The 18,464-nt window shown below is 39.4% G+C and carries 12 protein-coding genes; 7 read left to right on the top strand and 5 right to left on the bottom strand.

Going from position 1 to position 18,464, the window contains the following annotated elements:
* Window positions 1-7 precede the first annotated feature (7 nt).
* A complete protein-coding gene (locus GGQ60_RS19425; protein ID WP_183767517.1) occupies window positions 8-3,175 on the bottom strand; it encodes a SusC/RagA family TonB-linked outer membrane protein in 3,168 nt (1,055 codons plus the stop codon).
* 457 nt (window positions 3,176-3,632) lie between these two features.
* Between GGQ60_RS19425 and GGQ60_RS19420 the strand changes: the two genes are divergently transcribed.
* The 7 genes from GGQ60_RS19420 (at window position 3,633) to GGQ60_RS19390 (ending at window position 14,693) form a co-directional block, all read left to right on the top strand.
* On the top strand, window positions 3,633-6,071 hold the full coding sequence (locus GGQ60_RS19420) for a TonB-dependent receptor (protein WP_183767515.1): 2,439 nt from the start codon (window positions 3,633-3,635) through the stop codon (window positions 6,069-6,071).
* Between the two features lie 61 nt (window positions 6,072-6,132).
* Window positions 6,133-6,843: a DUF4198 domain-containing protein gene (locus GGQ60_RS19415; protein WP_183767513.1), complete on the top strand. Its 711-nt coding sequence runs from the start codon at window positions 6,133-6,135 to the stop codon at window positions 6,841-6,843.
* 72 nt (window positions 6,844-6,915) lie between these two features.
* Window positions 6,916-8,118, top strand: a complete 1,203-nt coding sequence (locus tag GGQ60_RS19410) for a PepSY-associated TM helix domain-containing protein (protein ID WP_183767511.1) — start codon at window positions 6,916-6,918, stop codon at window positions 8,116-8,118.
* Between the two features lie 22 nt (window positions 8,119-8,140).
* Entirely contained in the window at window positions 8,141-9,079 is a 939-nt protein-coding gene (locus tag GGQ60_RS19405; protein ID WP_183767509.1) for a DUF6607 family protein, read from the top strand.
* 175 nt (window positions 9,080-9,254) lie between these two features.
* Window positions 9,255-10,394 carry a M28 family metallopeptidase gene (locus GGQ60_RS19400; RefSeq protein ID WP_183767507.1) on the top strand — a complete coding sequence of 380 codons (1,140 nt, stop codon included), beginning with the start codon at window positions 9,255-9,257 and terminating at the stop codon, window positions 10,392-10,394.
* A gap of 172 nt (window positions 10,395-10,566) precedes the next feature.
* The gene (locus tag GGQ60_RS19395) at window positions 10,567-11,643 is read left to right on the top strand and encodes a DUF5694 domain-containing protein (protein WP_183767505.1); all 1,077 of its coding nucleotides are present in this window, start codon (window positions 10,567-10,569) and stop codon (window positions 11,641-11,643) included.
* Between the two features lie 275 nt (window positions 11,644-11,918).
* Window positions 11,919-14,693 (top strand): outer membrane beta-barrel protein, encoded by a 2,775-nt coding sequence (locus GGQ60_RS19390; RefSeq protein WP_183767503.1) that lies wholly within the window; start codon window positions 11,919-11,921, stop codon window positions 14,691-14,693.
* Between the two features lie 69 nt (window positions 14,694-14,762).
* On the opposite strand, the gene GGQ60_RS19385 is transcribed toward GGQ60_RS19390, so the two are convergent.
* From GGQ60_RS19385 to GGQ60_RS19370, 4 genes are all read right to left on the bottom strand, one after another.
* On the bottom strand, window positions 14,763-15,767 hold the full coding sequence (locus GGQ60_RS19385; protein WP_183767501.1) for an LLM class flavin-dependent oxidoreductase: 1,005 nt from the start codon (window positions 15,765-15,767) through the stop codon (window positions 14,763-14,765).
* Window positions 15,768-15,838: 71 nt separating this feature from the next.
* Entirely contained in the window at window positions 15,839-16,525 is a 687-nt protein-coding gene (locus GGQ60_RS19380; RefSeq protein ID WP_183767499.1) for a class I SAM-dependent methyltransferase, read from the bottom strand.
* Between the two features lie 201 nt (window positions 16,526-16,726).
* Entirely contained in the window at window positions 16,727-18,127 is a 1,401-nt protein-coding gene (locus GGQ60_RS19375) for an MBL fold metallo-hydrolase RNA specificity domain-containing protein (RefSeq protein ID WP_183767497.1), read from the bottom strand.
* A gap of 63 nt (window positions 18,128-18,190) precedes the next feature.
* A complete protein-coding gene (locus GGQ60_RS19370; RefSeq protein ID WP_183767495.1) occupies window positions 18,191-18,418 on the bottom strand; it encodes a YtxH domain-containing protein in 228 nt (75 codons plus the stop codon).
* Between the last annotated feature and the right edge of the window lie 46 nt (window positions 18,419-18,464).

Here is an 18,464-nt window from a genome sequence, read left to right as displayed (position 1 = left end):
ATTAAAATTAAAATTGAATTTCCAAACCAAGTGTATATTTTCTTGGGATAGGATATCCCGCGCCATTATATTCCCCGTATGGATTTACGTTTTCAGCATCGGGAAGGCGTTTAGACTGCTGGAACATATAAACATTATCTGCGATTGCAAAAAGCTTTAATTTATTTAAACCCAATTTTTTAAGCGTTTTAGCCGGAAAATTGTAACCAAAATTTATACTTCTGATTCTGAAATAACCACCTTTTTCCAGGAAAAATGTCTGGGCACCGGTGTAATAGTAACGATAACTTCCCAAATCATATTTAGCGTAGTCTGCCTGATCTCCGGGGTTTCTCCAAATGTTTATTTTGCTTAGATCCGGAGTTGAAAATGCGGCAAATCTATTTACAGGGTCACCATCTGTTGAGTTGGAAAAACGATCTGATTCAAATAAATTTAATACATCCCTGTCGAAAGTGAAAGTACAGAATATGTTCAATGAAAAGTTCTTGTAACTGAAATCATTGGTCCAGCCTCCTGTAATTTTTGGATTGGGATCGCCAATCGGCGCTTTGTCGGGATTGATACCATCATTAAAAATATCGATGAAGCCATCTCCGTCAAGATCAGCTAGATAAAATTGACCTGCTTGGTACGTACCATTACTATTCCTATATAACTCTCCTGTAAAAGGGTTAACAGGTATATCGCTTGTTCTCGAAAATACGCCATTTGTCCTATAAAGATAAAATGCATTTATTGGGCTTCCAACTGAAAGGATGTGAGATTTATCAAATCTGTCTCCACTTAAAATGAGATCTCTTCCACCATTTGGCAAATTCATAATTTGATTTTTATTATATGAGGCGTTAACTCTTGTAAACCATTTGAAGTTTCCTTCAATCGGATTAGCAGAAACTGTTAACTCCACACCTGAATTTCTGACGCCTATGGAATTCGTTAACGCCCTATCGTAACCTGTTGTTAGTGGGAGGTTTACGCTAAACAACTGTAAAGAAGATTCTTTATTATATACGTCAAACGATAGTGCATACTTGCCATTTTTGATTTCCATATCGGTACCGATATTCCATTGAAGGGATTTTTCCCAGCTAAGGTTACTTTGCGCTGCACCATCACTTAAATTCGGTGTAATAGCAGTTGTACCATTATAAGATGTCGCCCCGCCATTTCCATTAAACCCGCCATTATTTACGGAATACAAGTTGTATTGTAGATAATTATTATTAGGTAAACTTCCTGATGTTCCTAAACTGGCCCTCAGTTTGATTAGCGTGAATGGGTTATTTACCCAGTTTTTCATAAAGTTTTCTTCTGAAGCCAACCACCCAACAGATGCTGACGGGAAATATCCCCATTTATTGTTTTTACCAAATCTGGATGAACCGTCTGCCCTGGCGCTTGCCGAAAGTAAATACTTACCATCGAAATCATAAGCCAAACGTCCGTAATACGAAAGGAGTCCATAAGCCTGATAGTCGGAACCAGCTGAAATCCTTGATTGCTGAAACCCGCTTACCACTTGAATGTTATCTGATGGACCTCCATAACCTGAAGCAGATGTATTCTGGAACTGGTTATATTGAATGTCCTGCCCGGCAATAACACTCACGGAATGTTTACCAAACTGATTGTTATACGATAAAAAATTAGACGTTAGTGCATTGATGCCATTATCAGCGTAGCTCGATGATGAATTTCCCTGACCATTATTCAATATACTGGTCCTGCTATAATCCCTCCTGGCAGTATTTAACAAATAAGAGGACTGAGATGTGAGCATTAGGTGCTTATTAAACTCATAACTTAAATTTAAATTTAGCGTAAGTTGATTGCTGATGTTTTTATCCAAACTCTCATCGTAGGCACCTAACAAAAGGGCTTTTTTATCTTCATCCAGATTTAATAATGATGAAGGCATATTGCCCGCCCCTAAATTAATAGGGCTACTACCATTCCCATTACCTCTTGAAAAATCCGATCTCGAGTAGGCAATAATGGGATTAATCATTAATTTCTCTTTCATGGCTCTGGTTGTCAGATTTAATCTACCTGAATACCTTTTGAAACCAGTGGCTTTAATAATACCTTGTTCATCATAGTATCCTCCACTAAACCTGTATACCATTCCATTCGCGCCACCACCACTCACACTTAAATCGCCGTTAGTGATTTTTCCGGACTGATAAAAAAGATCTTGCCAGTCTGTATTACCATTATAAGCGGGATTTAAACTATCAGTCAAAATGTAGGGAAGCTGTTTCAGGTCATTATAAGACAGTTGCCTTTGCAAAATATCCATTTTCTGCCTCCTCTCGGTAGTTCCAAGTGTTACATCTCTCAACTTTGGCCTTTGGGTCAAACCTGCATAAGCATTGATAGAAACTCGGGGTTCACCGCTAAGCCCTTTTTTCGTTGTTATCAAGATAACCCCATTGGCTGCACGCGACCCATAAATGGCAGCTGCGGAAGCATCTTTTAATACATCGATAGATTCGATATCTGTTGGGTTGATGCCGGCCAGATAATTCTGACCTGTTCCTACACCTGGTCCGACGTAGGTTTCGGTTGGTTGCGGAACACCATCAACTACATAAAGGGGTGAATTTATTACATTAAATTCGTCGTAACCCCTGCTAACCAACGAATTACCCCTTACAGATACAGTAGGTGCTGCTCCGGGTTGACCGGTGAAATTCTGAACATTTACACCCGATACCCTACCTTGTAGCAACTGATCAAAACTTGCGGATGGCAAATTGGCCAACTCTTTAGAGGAAATACTGGAAATCGCAGCTGTAGTTTTCTTTCTTGTAATTTTTTGATAACCGATAGTAACCACTTCATCCAGTGTATTATTATCTTCTTCCAAAGAGAAGTTTACTGTACCACTTGCCGGAGCTGCTTTTTCCGTCGAACGGTAGCCCACTATCCTGGCAACAACAATTGCACCCTCTTTCTGAACCGTTAGGCTGAACTTTCCATCGGCATTGGTAGAAGTACCATTCTTTGTACCTTTTTCGATAATAGAAACCCCTGGAATGGGTTTATTAGACTGATCTAAAACTGTTCCCCTGATTGTTTTCTGGGCAAAAGCCAGCCAGGGGATGAGCAGATAAAATAATGTGGCCGTTAAAAATTTCACATAGGCATGTCTTGTAGAATTTTTTTCCATTGATGATTAGTTAGTTAGGTTTGATTTCCGGCTAAAGTATCAACTTTTTTACTTGGCATTTAATTACTTTTTAGCTAAATAAAACCATATTTTAACCTAAAAATTTAACATTAATTAACATTTAATTCTTCAACACCCCGCTTTTACAGCTTAAAATATGCCTATATTGACCAGAATGACACATTTAAGCTAAAAAATCACATTTTCTGCCATTTTTAGAACTAAATCCAAACAATAAATCTGCAGGTAGATTTCTATAAAAATAGCCGGAAAAATCTAAGAAAATCAGCGGCTAAAACGTTAAACTAATCTTTTAGGGCATGAATAGTGCCCCGACTGCACCAGACTGAATACCAACTCCATTTACTCTATTTAGAATAATTCAAAATAATTTGGATAAGCCGATTTTGTATCGTTATTTTGCTTCTCTTTAGAATTAATCCAAATAAATATTAACATGTTTAACATCAAACTTTCCAGTTTAACTTTTCTTTTAGCTTTTTCCAGCTTGCTCTCCTTTGCACAACAATATTCTACGATTAGCGGTAAGGTAACCACATCAGATGGTAAACCGGCAGCTTATATTTCGGTAGGTTTGAAAGGGAAAGGCCTTGGAAATGTGACCAGCGATAAGGGTATCTTCGAAATACAAAGGGTTAAACCGGGTTCTTATATCTTACGGGTATCAGGTGTTGGTATTCAGAGTATAGAAAAATCAGTTATGATCACCGCAGGCGAAAACAAAACGGTTGATTTTGTCATCAGCCAGAATTCCAATCAACTCAACGAGGTCAATATCAATAAAGGTAAAGCCAATAAATACGGTGCACAAAAGAGTGATTACGTTTCTAAAATGCCAATCACCAATTTAGAAAACCCACAGGTTTACACCACCATTACTAAAGAAACGTTTAACGATCAATTAATATTCTCGGTCGATGATGCAACGCGTAATGCGGTAGGTATACAAAAAATGTGGGAATCAACCGGTCGTGGAGGCGATGGCGGTGCATACTATGCATCGAGGGGTTTTATTGTTCAATCGAAATTGAGGAACGGAATTGTAGGTAATATAACCAGCCGTAATGATGCGGCAAATATAGAAAGTGTTGAAGTAATTAAAGGCCCATCTGCAACCCTATTCGGGAGTACTTTAACTTCTTATGGAGGTTTAATTAACCGCATTACCAAAAAACCTTTTGAGGGTTTGGGCGGAGAGGTAACCTACTCGGCCGGTAGCTATGATGTAAACAGGGTAAGCACCGATTTTAATTTCCCGGTTGATAAAAATAATCACATTTACGCACGTTTAAATGCTTCCTATAATTACAAAGGCTCTTTCCAGCAAAATGTATTCGACAGGGGTTTCTTTGTTGCACCCAGTTTAGCTTATAAGGTAAACGATAAGCTGGATTTTACCTTGGATGCGGAAATTTCTAATGGTAAAAACACTTTAAAGCCATTTGTTTTCTTCTATTTTCCGGTAAAAGACCTTGGTTTTGACCGGGCTGATCAGTCTGGTATACCTTACGATAAATCGTTTACCGGTGATGCGATGAAGCAAAAATATAACAGTACGAATTTCTTTGGCCAGGCGAATTATAAATTTAACGAAAACTGGTCATCACACACCAGCTTTTCATCCAGTTATAGTTTTTCCAACGGCCGTGGCACTTACCTGTTCCTGGTGCCAAATAACTATCCACTGCTAGGCAATCCGGCCGCTGCACCAGGCGCCGACTTCATTTCAAGGGCAGATCAATCGACAGATAACAGTAAACTTTACAACTACGAAATCCAACAAAATTTTAACGGTACTTTTAACCTGGGTTCAATCAAAAACAGACTGGTTTTAGGTCTGGATTATTTGCGCCAGAATTCTGATCAGCTGTTTTATTCGATCGATAGTTTTGATATCACAAATAAAAACGGAACGGGTGCCAATTACAATAATTTTACTGAGGCTAATTTAGCTGCATTTTATGCGGCAAATCCTTATTCCACATACCCGATTAACTTCAAATCCAATACTTATAGCGCTTATGCCTCAGATGTAATTAATTTAACAGACAGATTAATTGCCTTAGCCGCATTAAGGGTAGACAGGTTTGATAACAAGGGCAATTCTGATCGTGCAGGCTCCGCTCCAAAGGGAGCTTACAAACAAACGGTTTTCTCTCCTAAATTCGGCCTGGTATTCCAGCCGATTAAGGATCAGCTATCGTTATTTGCCAATTATCAGAACGGTTTTAACAACATTAATGGTATAGATTATAAAGGTGATACATTTAAGCCGGAGCAAGCTAACCAGATAGAAGGCGGAGTTAAAAGCAACCTGTTTGATGGTAAACTAACCGGATCGGTATCTTATTATTACATCAAGGTTAAAGATATTGTAAGGGGTTATAACGGAGACCCATTAAATCCAAACGCACAGATCCAGGATGGTAACAAAATCAGCAAAGGTATCGAAGCAGAAATTGTAGCCAACCCTTTAAATGGTTTAAACATTATTGCGGGTTTTGCTTATAATGATAACCGCCTGCAAAATGCTTCACCCGATGTTGAAGGGAGACGCGATGCTTATTCGGCTTCGCCATACTCGGCAAACTTATGGATCAGTTACAAGTTTGCTGCAGGTTCTTTAAGAGGCTTTGGTTTAGGTGCCGGTGGTAACTACGCCAGCGATAACAAAATTGTAAACAGCGTAAGTCAGGGTGTATTTATATTGCCGGCTTACGAAGTTTTTAACGCATCGGTATTCTATGATCATCCAAGGTTTAGGATCGGTGCTAAAGTAGACAACTTTACCAATCAAAAATACTGGACAGGTTACAGCACCATGAATCCACAGGATTTAAGAACCTTTACCGGCAGCTTAACTTATAAATTTTAATAAAATCAACCGGGAGCACCTGGGTCAGATCAGCTGCTGCCGGTTTTAAAAACCGGAAAAAATGAAAACTAAAATCTCATTATTGGCATTATTTCTTGCCTTTAGTATCTCGAATGTATTTGCACATGCTTTATGGATAGAAACCCCGGCAACAGGCAAAAAAGGACAAACACAGGACGTAAAAGTTTTTTTTGGAGAATACGAAAGCAACGAGCGTGATACCGCAGCCAAGTGGTTCAGCAACCTGAAAGATTTCAAATTGGTTTTAACGGCTCCCAATGGTACCACAACAATTTTAACAACTTCGCCGGATGTACTTTTTTATAAGGCCCGTTTTACACCCGATCAGGACGGAACTTATAAACTTTCTGTTGTACACGAGGTGGCTACTGTTTACGAAAAAGCAAAAATCGAGTATTATGCTTTTGCTGATGTTGCTGTTGGTACGTTAAAAATAAATAAGGTATATCCCGCTGATGCGGCTTTAACCATCAGGCCCGATAAACACGCTTTAAAAGCTGGCGAAACTGCTGTTCATGAAGTTATTTACAACAAAACTCCTTTTGCAAACCAGAAATTAACCCTTGTTGGTCCTGATAAAAAAGGCCAGCCTGCCGAAACTGATGCAAATGGTAAATTTACTTTCAACCCGGTTGCAAAAGGAAATTATTTTCTGGAGGCTTTTGCCGAAGATAAAACACCGGGCAAACTGAACGGGCAGGATTACGAAAAAACCTGGCATTTGGTAACTTATACTACCGCAGTTAACTAAGAGAAGTTAACCTAAATCTTCAGCCAATTGATAGCCAAAATTACCAATCGGTTCTTTATTAAATAAAGCTTAATGTCGCCAACAAAACCTCTACAGAAAAAAAACAAGAAATCGCAGATAAGAAGAATGAGCGATTGGCTGCACTTATGGCTGGGTATAGCATCGGGTCTTGTGGTTTTTCATTTGGGCATTACCGGATGTATTTTTGCCTTTCAGAAAGAAATTACCGAGTTTATCCATAGAAAAGAATTTTTTGTTGAGGTACCCGCAGATAAAAAAACAGTTCCTTTAAGCACATTAAAAGCTACTGCCGAAAAAGCCTTAGGCGGAAAGAAAAAGGTTACTTTCATTTCGAGCTATGCCCAAGCCGACCGGGCCTGGGAGTTTAATACTTATAAACCTGGCGATCCTAAAGCATTTTGGTATTTCGATTCGATAGAATATTACGATCTTGTGCTCATTAACCCCTACACGGGCAAAGTTACCTTAGTTTCCGACAATAAATACGAGTTCTTCAGTATTGTTAAAATGCTGCACTGGAGTTTTCTCATTAATCACCCTATCGGGCAGCAGATTATTGGTTGGAGTACCATCATTTTTGTTTTTCTTTTAATCTCGGGTATGGTAATGTGGTGGCCTAAAAACCTCAAAAAATCGAACTTCGATAAAAGTTTCAAAATTAAATGGAAGGCGAAATTTAAACGTATCAATTATGATATGCACAACGTGTTGGGTTTTTATGTGATGATCATTTGCCTGATGCTGGCACTAACAGGCCTGGTATGGGCCTTTCAATGGTTCCAAAAAACGGTGTATGTAGTGGCATCAGGCAGCACTAAACCACCCAAAGAAATACAGGCTAAATCAGATTCGACCAAAACCATTAAAGCCATTCCGTTTGATGTGGCTTTCGAAAACGCTCAAAAAACCTTTAAAGATGCAGATCGCATCGGGATGTCGCCAGCCGAAGGTGGTACAGCAACCATTTATGCAACCGGCTATAAGGGCGAAGAAACCTATTGGAATTTCGATGTCCTGCTACTCGATCAGTACACAGGCAAATTGCTCGCCCGTAAAAACCAAAGCGATAAAAATGCGGGTGAAGCACTTATCGGGATGAACTATGATATCCATGTTGGGGCTATTTTAGGCCTGCCCGGAAAAATAATGGCATTTTTTGCCAGTTTAATTGCAGCAAGTTTACCCATCACCGGTTTTATTATCTGGTGGGGCAAAAAGAAAAAGAAGAAAAATCCCGCCATTGCGGAAAATTAACCACCCCTAATTAATAATAAAAATGAAATTTTTGAACCTAATTTTGGTATTAACCGGCTTAATTGCCCTTAATACCAGCGCACAAACAAAAGTAGATACTCCGGAAGAAAAATTGGAAAAAGATAGAAAGGCCATCAAATCATTAGCGGGATTCTATGAAGTGAATTTCAATTACGGTGAAGTGACTGCACCCGATCCAAATTATAAATTCAGTAAACCTTACGAAAGCCATGGCAATGAATGGGCCGAAATTATTGTTGATGAGCCTAAAAGAATTGTGATACAACACCTGCTGGCTATTAACGATACCACCGTAATTAAACACTGGCGCCAGGACTGGACGTATGAAGATACCGATATTATGCTTTATACCCAGGATAATGCATGGAAAAAAGGCAATTTAACACCAGCTGATGTAAAAGGTAAATGGACACAAAAAGTGTATCAGGTAGACGATAGTCCGCGTTACCAGGGTTATGGTACCTGGAGCCATGTTGGCGGTCACGATGCGTGGTCGAGCGAAACCGATTCTCCGCTACCAAGGCGAGAATCTACCGTGCGTAAAGATTATAATGTATTAAACCGCGGCAGCAGAATTACCATAACCAAAGATGGCTGGATGTTTGAGCAGGACAATAAAAAGATTGTTCGCGCTGCCAGTGGCGATAAACTTTTAGCCGTTGAAAAAGGTTACGAAGAATTTACCAAAATAGATCCTAAAACTTTTGCTAATGCACAAAAATGGTGGGCCGGCCAAAAATCTTACTGGGCCGATGTGCGTGGCGTTTGGGCTGATATTATCGGATCTCAGAATACCTTCAAAGTACAGACGATGGCAAATGGTAAATTGCTTTACGAAACGCTCTTTAGTTTAGGCGATCAATCTATCAAAGAAAAATGGACGGCAGCACAGAACAAAGAAAAAATTAAAACAGCTTTACAGCCTTACCTGGTAAAATAATAAGATTAATTTATATCTAATGGTTGATGGATTAATGGCAGGAGCTGTTAAGCCTCAACCATTTTTTATTTTCAATCACCATCATGCTGCATTCATTTCAGCATCTATCAGATCCCTGCAATAAATTCAGGCTCACGATCACCTTTTCCTCGGTTTTATTTTACTAAATTCCGGCATGAAAAAATTCAGTTTCTTCATTTTTCTGTTTTGTACCGTAAACAGTTTTGCGCAGGATTCTACTTACACCCGTAGTGTGATAAATACCCTAACCTCAAAAACATTCTGGGGCAGGGGATATACAAAGGACGGCATGAAAAAAGCAGCCGGTTATATTGCTGATACTTATCAAAAAATCGGTTTATTGCCAATGGGTGCTCACTACCAGCAATATTTTGCTTTTTCTGTAAATACGTTTCCCGGAAAAATGATGGTCGCCATTAATGGCCAAAAACTTGTTCCCGGTAAAGATTTTATCATCACTAACGAAAGTCCGGGCATTAAACAAAAAGCCAGCTTAACACCGATCGACAGCCTTAATTACCAGGCTACCCCTACATTAATCATTTCTTTAAAAGATAAACTTACCTGGTCGGCAGCTACAGAAGTGGGACAGGTAACCAACATCCAGGTTAATAAAAAATATTTCACTGCTATTCCAAAAGAAATCAGCGTAGATATCGAAAACAAATTTATCCCTGATTTCCAGGCTGCCAATATTTGCGGCCTGGTTAAAGGAACTCAATATCCTGATTCGCTTTTAATTATTACCGCGCATTACGATCATTTGGGTGGAATGGGCGCTGATACCTTTTTCCCCGGTGCAAATGATAATGCCGCTGGCGTGGCTACCCTGTTAAGTTTAGCTAAATATTATGCGGCACACCCCCAGCCTTACTCCATTGGTTTCATCTGTTTTGCGGCAGAAGAATCGGGCCTTTTAGGATCGAGGTATTTTGTAGAAAATCCGCTGATTCCATTGGGCAACATTAAGTTCCTCCTTAACCTCGACCTTGTTGGAACAGGCGAGTCGGGAATGACCGTGGTTAATGCACCTGTTTACCCAAAAGCCTTTGCACAGCTTAATGCTGTAAACAATGAACATCACTACATTTCCAAAATCAATCCGAGGGGTAAAGCAGCCAATAGCGATCATTATTTTTTTACCGAAAAAGGTGTTCCAGCATTTTTCATTTACACCCAGGGCGGTCCTTCAGCCTACCATGATATATTTGATAAATCCGAAACCCTGCCCCTTACCAAGTATAATGACCTCTTTAAACTGATAGTTGGTTTTAACCAAAAACTAATGGAATAAGCCTTATATACAGGACGAAAAGCTTAAACCGCTATCCCAACGTTTAATTCTAATGTATTAACACCCAAATTTCTTTTTTACCCAATTGGGATAATATATTGAGGCTTTGGGATAATTAAATATAGCTGGCAAATGCATCTGTCCATCTTTGAATCAACAAAACGAAACAAAGATGAAAACCATACAAAAACTTAGCCTTGCATTTTTATTGTTAACCGCAATCGCGTTTAAATCAAAGGCCCAAAATCAGATCGAAATTGTTATAGTAGGCTCTGCCCACAATAATTCTAAATCGACACAAAATTTTCAGGCCATTATCGATAAGCTGAAAAACTTTAACCCGGATATGGTTTTTGGTGAATATTTACCCGAGGCCGATTACGCCAAACTTGAAGAAAGCAATTGGGCCGTGAAAGTTTTTAAAAAAGGTCACGATTACATCGAAAAACTAAATCCGGAAAAGCCTAAAAACATTACTGCTCAGATTAAAAAAGATCAAAGAGCACTTGAGTCTTTTGCCTACTATCATAAAACCCGTATGAATTTAGCAGTTAATTATGCTAAAAACTGGGATAGGGCAAATGCTGAATATCAGATTTTTCTCCTCGAAAATTATATGAAAAACAGTTTCGGTAAAGAAGAACAGGCTGAGTATGCCAAAATGTTTGGCAGCCTGGATTCCTTAAAAAAAGCAGGTTTATACCGGCCAGCGAGCGAATATAGCAAGATCCATTTTCCACTTATTTACCAATTGGGCCAGAATCAGATTTATAAAATGGATTGCCAGACTTATGATAAACCCTGGAGCGAGGCTTGGGCTAAAACCGATTCTTTGTACAAAATCATGATGAATAAAGCCAAGGCCGACAGCACTTCAGCTGAAGCAGCAACGGTTAAAGCTATAGAAACCTATTGGAGTTATAGTGAAGAAGAATCGAAAGTTTTTAATGCCGATCCGTATGCAGGCATGAACACAGTGAAATATGGTGTGTTGGACGAAGCCTGGAACTTTTATGGTGGCCCTCATTTTTATGGTTATGCGGGCTTCCCTACCGAATCGGTAAAAGCAATGATTGCACAATGGATGTTAAGAAATGAAGGGATGTGCAAAAACATCGTTGATCAGGCAAAGGCCAAAAGAGCCAAAAGGGTTATTGTAGGCGTTGGTGCCTCGCACCGTAAATGGATGGAAGAAATCCTGGCCAAAAATCCTGCAGTAAAAATTATTAATTATAACGATTTGCAATAAATTAATCATCTACTCCATTGGCCCCCTTGCAATGCAATGGGGCTTTTTTGTTTTTAAGATTGTAATTTTTCTGTGGCTATTTGTAAATGCAACATAATCGGTTTAGCTTTAAACTAAAGTATTAGTTATATATTTACATGCAACATTTCAGAAAATTTTGTGTCAGCTTTTTTTAAACAAACCTTATCCATCACATTTTTGGTCAGGTTCGTCACATTTATTGATTCTGTAAAAAAATAGCTCATACTTTCAGGCTCCTTATTTAAAAACCATACATGAAAAAACTCTTACTCTCGCTTGCCTTTAGTTTAATTATTTTTAACCTGTTTGCACAAAAAAACGGAAGCATTACCGGGATATTAGCCGATAGTGCCAATCATAAAGTTACCTTAAATTATTCTACTGTTTCGGTTTATAAAGTTGGCGACAGCGTATTAACCACTTATAAACTTTCAGATGATAAAGGTCTTTTTAAAATCAATGGCCTTGCCACGGGCATAAAATACCGCTTAGTGGTAACGGCATGGCAATATGGAACTTTTAGAAAGGAAGTAGAACTAACTGCCGCAAACCCGACTTTAAACCTTGGCACCCTGTACCTTTCGGTCAAAGCAAATGATTTAAATGAGGTTGTAATTTCGGCTGAACGGCCACCTGTTATCGTACGCAAAGATACGATCGAGTTTAATGCAGAATCATTTAAAACCCTGCCATCAGCAGTGGTAGAAGACCTTTTGAAAAAATTACCCGGCGTGGCCATAGCACCTGATGGCTCAATACAGGTTAATGGGAAGGCCGTTAGTAAAATCCTGGTTGATGGAAAAGAATTTTTTGGTGGCGACCAACAGATTGCAACCAAAAACCTGCCAGCCAATATTATTGATAAAGTACAGGTGGTGGATGATAAGCAGGCCAAAAGGCGAGATCCGGATTTAACCGCATCAGAAATTCCACAGGTTATTAATTTAAAGCTGAAAAAAGCCATTAAAAAGGGAGCTTTTGGAAAATTATATGCCGGTGGCGGACAGAGAAGCCTTTACCAGGCCGGTGGATTGATGAACTTTTTTAGAGATACCACACAGGTAAGTGTATTGGCTTACGGCAATAACATCAATCAACCGGGCTTTAACCCTAACGATGTGCAACGTATAGGTGGGTTTAACCGGAGTGGCATAAACTCCATGATGATGACCTCCGGAGGCTATTTCGAATTCAACGGCATTAGTTTTGGGGGAAGTTATAACGGTATTCAAACTTCGTCGGGTGGCGGTTTTAATTTTAATACCATTAATAAAAAAGGCATTAAATTTAATACACAGTATTTTTTTGGCCGGTCGGACAACCTCCTGGAGAAACTCACCAATACCAACCAGACACTAGGTAGCGACAGGCTGATTACCAACGCCAATGAAAATACCAGTTCCCTAATCTTAAAACACACCATAGGCGGAAAATTAGATTGGCAGATCGACTCCTTAACACAACTTACTATCGAACCGGCAATAGTATTAAACTCCAACAACTCCGTAAGCAAAGTTTCTTCGGGCAACAACAATGCAAATAACCAATTGATCAATACCCTCGAGAATGTTAATGATCGAAACAGTTCTACCAATAAATACCAGATAAGAGCCGATTTGAGTAAGGATTTTAAAAAAACAGGACGATCATTTAACCTGGGTACTGATATTTCGGCTAACCCAAATCCCATCGTTAACTATAACAGAAGCAACAGTATTTTTTACCTTGTTCCTTCTACCACAGAAATTGACCAGTTAAGGAACAATACCATCGATAATTTCAGGGCTTATGTTTATGCCAATTATACCGAACCCATTGGCAAAAAACTGAATTTTAAAGTAGATGCAAGTGGAAACATCATCAACAATGAAAATGCTTTAAATACCTTTTACCGCAACCCGGCCAATCAACTGTACGACATTGTCGTACCTAATTTATCGCAAACCGTTAAGCAGGCAGGATTTAAAACCAATACCAATGTAAGTGTGAGGTATAAAATAACGAAGGATCTCTACGTTCAACCTGGTTTGGTGCATAACTATATCTTGCTCAATAACCGTTTTACAAATGCGGCCGATATCGATCAACGATACAACTTTATCTGGCCAACATTCCAGTTTAAGTACAAAATTTTCTCATTCAATTATTCTGCAAGGTTTACAGAGCCCAATGTAAGTTACCTTCAGCCCGTGGCCGATAATACCAACGCATTTTACATCAGGAATGGAAACCCAAACCTGCTTCCGGCAAGAACGCAGAACTTAAGCATGAACATGTATAAGTATGATCCGAAAAGCTTAATCAACTATAATCTTTATGGTTATGGTAATTTTACCAAAAATGGGATAGTGAATACCATTACCATCAATAACGGTGTTCAAACGGTTAATCCAATCAACATGAGCGGTATTTATAACTTTCAGGGAGGGGCTAACATTTCAAAAGATTTCAGGAAAGATAAAACAAGCTTAAAGGTTGGATTGGGTTTCTGGGCCAGTTTTGATCATACACCTGTTATTGTAAACAATATCCAAAGTGATGCGAATGTATTTAACGTAGGGCCAAATGGGAGCTTGAGGCTAAACCTGAACGATAAGGTTGAGATTAACCAGTCGTATTCGGTAAACCTAAACCGCAGTAAGTACGACGATAGTTTTTATACCAACATCAGTTACAATACCCACCAAAGTACATCTGAACTGATTATCCGTTACCCTAAAAAACTGGTTTTCGAAACCAGCTATTCGTTAACCATCAATAATCAAAAAATTGCGGGCTATAACAATAACATTAAATACTGGAATGCCGCTCTTACTTACCTGTTCATGAAAAACGACAGGGCGCAATTAAAATTTTCGGTTAATGATATTTTGCAGAGCAATGTGCGCAGGAGTATCCAGATTACCGGTAATAGCATTATTGATACGCAAAGTAATAACCTGGGCAGATACGGCATGCTTACCCTCACTTATAACATCCAGAATTTTGGACAAAAAGTAGGCGGAAGGCAAACGTTTTTTAATTTTTAAAGTGTGCTGTCAATCCTGAATATTAATTCCGGGGTTTGTGTTTCAACGAACCCCGGAATTGCGATTATATTACAGAAATAAATCTGATAGCAACTGATACGATTTTATCCGGTCTTCAAAATGTTCAGTAATGGTAACCACCATTAATTCATCAACAGCATAATCAGCGGCCAGTTTGGAAAGCCGCTCTTCTATTACTGCCGGTGTGCCGTAAATCATTCGCGGTTTATTGGCTTTTATACGCTCCTGCTCTATCGTGGTATACCTGATATCTTTAATATCATTCCAACCCACTGAGGTTAGTCCCCCGCCCTTTTCCAGCTGGAGAAAACGATAAGCCATTAAAGCCTCCTGTTGCTTTACCTTTTCTTCATCTTCCGAGCAAAAAACAAAAAGAGCCACATTTTCAACGGGTTTTGTTAAATCAACCGAGGGCTTAAAATGCTCCCGGTAGTATTGAATAGCCTGTGGTCCTCCATGCGGATTAATAAAATGTGCAAAAGAAAACCCCATTCCGAAGTGGGCCGCAAATAAAGCACTTTGTCCGCTGCTGCTCAACAGCCATTGCTGTGGAACGGTTTCAGCAATGGGTATTGCCTTTATTTTTGCCTGAATGCCGCCATCAGAGGTATCATGAAGGTAGTGCTGCAATTCGCGCAGCTGTTCTACAAAATCCTGCTCACTCCAATTATTTGATGGATTAAGCATCGAAGCCGTAATGCGGTCGGTACCAGGTGCCCGGCCCATCCCCAGATCGATCCGGTTAGGATGCATTACCTCCAGTAGACGAAAACTTTCTGCCACTTTTAACGCACTATGGTTAGGCAGCATGATACCGCCGGAGCCTATTCTCAGCATTTTGGTATGATTGGCCAAATGCGCAATTAAGACCTCGGGCGTTGAGCCAGCTAAACTCGTGGTATTGTGATGTTCTGAAACCCAAAAACGGTGGTAACCTAACCGCTCGGTTTCTTGTGCAAGGATAGTAGTTTCTTCAATGGCACGACGGGCAGTAACACCTTTGCGAACCGGCGATTGATCTAATACACTTAGCTTTATTTTTGTATTGCTCATAATTCGTATATCACAAATGTATGAGCCTGCTTATCTAAAATATTAGCCCAAAAAGCTTTATGACTTTAAGATTATTGCGCTAAAGTCAATTTGACTAAATATTGATCTTCTCCATCATCGAAAATCAGTTCAGCATCCCATCCTGTTTCCTTTGCAGTATGTTTAATGGTTTCTTCATCTATGTAAATCCAGTTGAACCAGTTGCCTTTTTCGCCTTTATATTCGTACTGGTAAGATACTTCGCCGTAATATTGGTTTTCAGGCTTTGGCATATCCTCATATAAATAAGCAATATCCGAAGAATCGAAAATCACCTGTCCACCCGGGTTGATCAGGTCTTTTAACTTGATCAGAAAATCCCTAAAACCTGGCAATGTTCCAGTAAGACCTATACCGTTCATGAGCATAATAACAGTATCAAATTTCTCGCGGTAGGTAAAAATATCCTGTACAAATGCCTTTTTTACGCCACGGTCTTTCATAATGTTTACCGCAGCTTCCGAAATATCGATGGCCGTAACATCGATGTTAAAAGCCTGCAAAAGTAAAGCATGGCTGCCCACACCGGCACCAATATCCAATACCTTGCCGCTGCACATGTGCAAAGCCTGAAGTTCCAGCACTGGCATATCTTCATCATCGCGAAAGAAAAACTCCAAAGGCATTTCTTCAGCCTCTCCGTAAGAATTGTGTAACCAAAGGGTATCAGCCTCGCCTGTCCTGTATATATCTGTTAACGCTTTACCAAAAACATCCATGTGGCAAAGATAGGGAGGAAAGCTTAAAGACTAAAGTTTAAAGAAAATGAGCAATAAAAAACCATAATTACAACAAATAAGTTATAAGTTAGTCGGGATTTGCAAATCCGTTTTAAGAATTAAGTTCTTGTAATCTTTATTGAACCAGATTTAAAATTGTGAAATGAGGTCTGGATTTGTAATCCAGACGAGCAATTAATTTTAGGCCAACTCAAACACCTGGTGGTATTCTGGTATGGCTACATGTTTAAACCCATTATCTTTTAACCTGGTGGCAAAATGCTGCTGTACTTCGTATTCGCCATGTACCAAAAACAGCTGTTTTACCTTTGCGGGATCCTGGCAGGATAAGAAATGTAATAAATCTTCATAATCGCCGTGTGCACTCATCGATTTAATTGATTGTACTTCAGCTTTCACTTCATATTCCTCACGGAAAATCTCCACTACTTTTTGTCCGGCGATTAATTTGCCACCAAGCGAATTTGGTTCACAATAACCCACCATTAAAATAGTATTTTTGGGATTACCGATATTATTCCGGATATGGTGCTTTACACGGCCTGCCTCTGCCATACCTGATGCCGAAATAATTACACAAGGCCTAGGATCTTCATTTAAAGCCTTCGATTCTTCTACACTTTCAATAAAACGCAGCCCTTTAAAACCGAACACATCATGATCTATTTTTAAGGTTTCTTTAACCCCATTATTATACACTTCAGGATGGTTCTTAAGAATTTCTGTAGCTTTTGACGATAAAGGACTATCAACATAATAAGGAACATCGGGTAATTTACCTTTCAGTTCCAATCCGTTTAAAGCATAAAGCAGTTCCTGGGTACGGCCAACGGCGAACGCAGGGATAATTACTTTACCTTTTTTTATTTTACAGGTATTGTTAATGATCTCCAACAGCATGTTTTCTATCGGATCGAGATCTTTATGCAGCGAATCGCCATAGGTAGATTCCATTAAAATGTAATCGGCCTGATCAAACTGCTGTGGACTTTTTAAAAGCAGGTCTCCATAACGGCCAACATCTCCCGAAAAAGTAATCCGTGTGGGCTTGCCATCTTCGGTAATGGTGAGGTGAACGGCAGCACTGCCTAAAATATGACCGGCATCTGTAAATTTTAAACGTATATCCGGTTCGATCTCAAAATCTTCTTCATATTCCACTACCTTCATCTGCCCCACAGTTTTAATAACGTCGTCTTCTGTATAAAGCGCTTCCTCCATTTCTTCGCCATGGTGCAGGTGGCGGTTGGCATATTCAGCATCCTGCATCTGGATCTTCGCAGAATCCATCATCAGGATGCGGGCGAGGTCCATTGTTGCCGCTGTACAGAAAATTTTACCCTCAAAACCTTCTGCAACCAATTTGGGCAGCAGACCGCAATGATCTATGTGGGCATGCGACAGGATCATGTAGGTAATCCTTTTGGCATCGAAACCAAAATAATCATTTAATTTATCTGTAACGTGGCCCATTCCCTGAAACAAGCCACAATCCAATAATATCTGGATACCGTTTTTTAATGTAATAAGGTGCTTACTCCCCGTAACTGTACGGGCGGCACCATGAAAAGCAATGTTCATCAAGATGGTGTGGTTAGAAATAATAGAATAAAAATGCCGGATATTTCCGGCACCTCCAATTCTTTAAGCATTTATTTCTGCTACTTTATCTTTAACCTTGTCTGCAACACTTGTGGCTTTATCTGCCAGTCCTGCCAGTTTATCTTTTGAAGCACTTAAAAGATCAGCAAAAAAATCTGACACTTTGCTTTTCAGATCGCTGGTAGAATCTGATGATAATGCCAATGCGATGGTTGCTCCTAATGCTGCTCCGGCTAAAACGCCAACTATAATTTTTGTCTCTTTTTTCATGTCTTGGTAATTTACTTATTAAACATATTTAACCGACAGGTGTTTT

This window comes from Pedobacter zeae (assembly GCF_014196715.1).
Lineage (GTDB): Bacteria > Bacteroidota > Bacteroidia > Sphingobacteriales > Sphingobacteriaceae > Pedobacter > Pedobacter zeae.
Note: the sequence above shows the minus strand (reverse complement) of the source record. Positions and strands in the feature narration are given on the sequence as shown.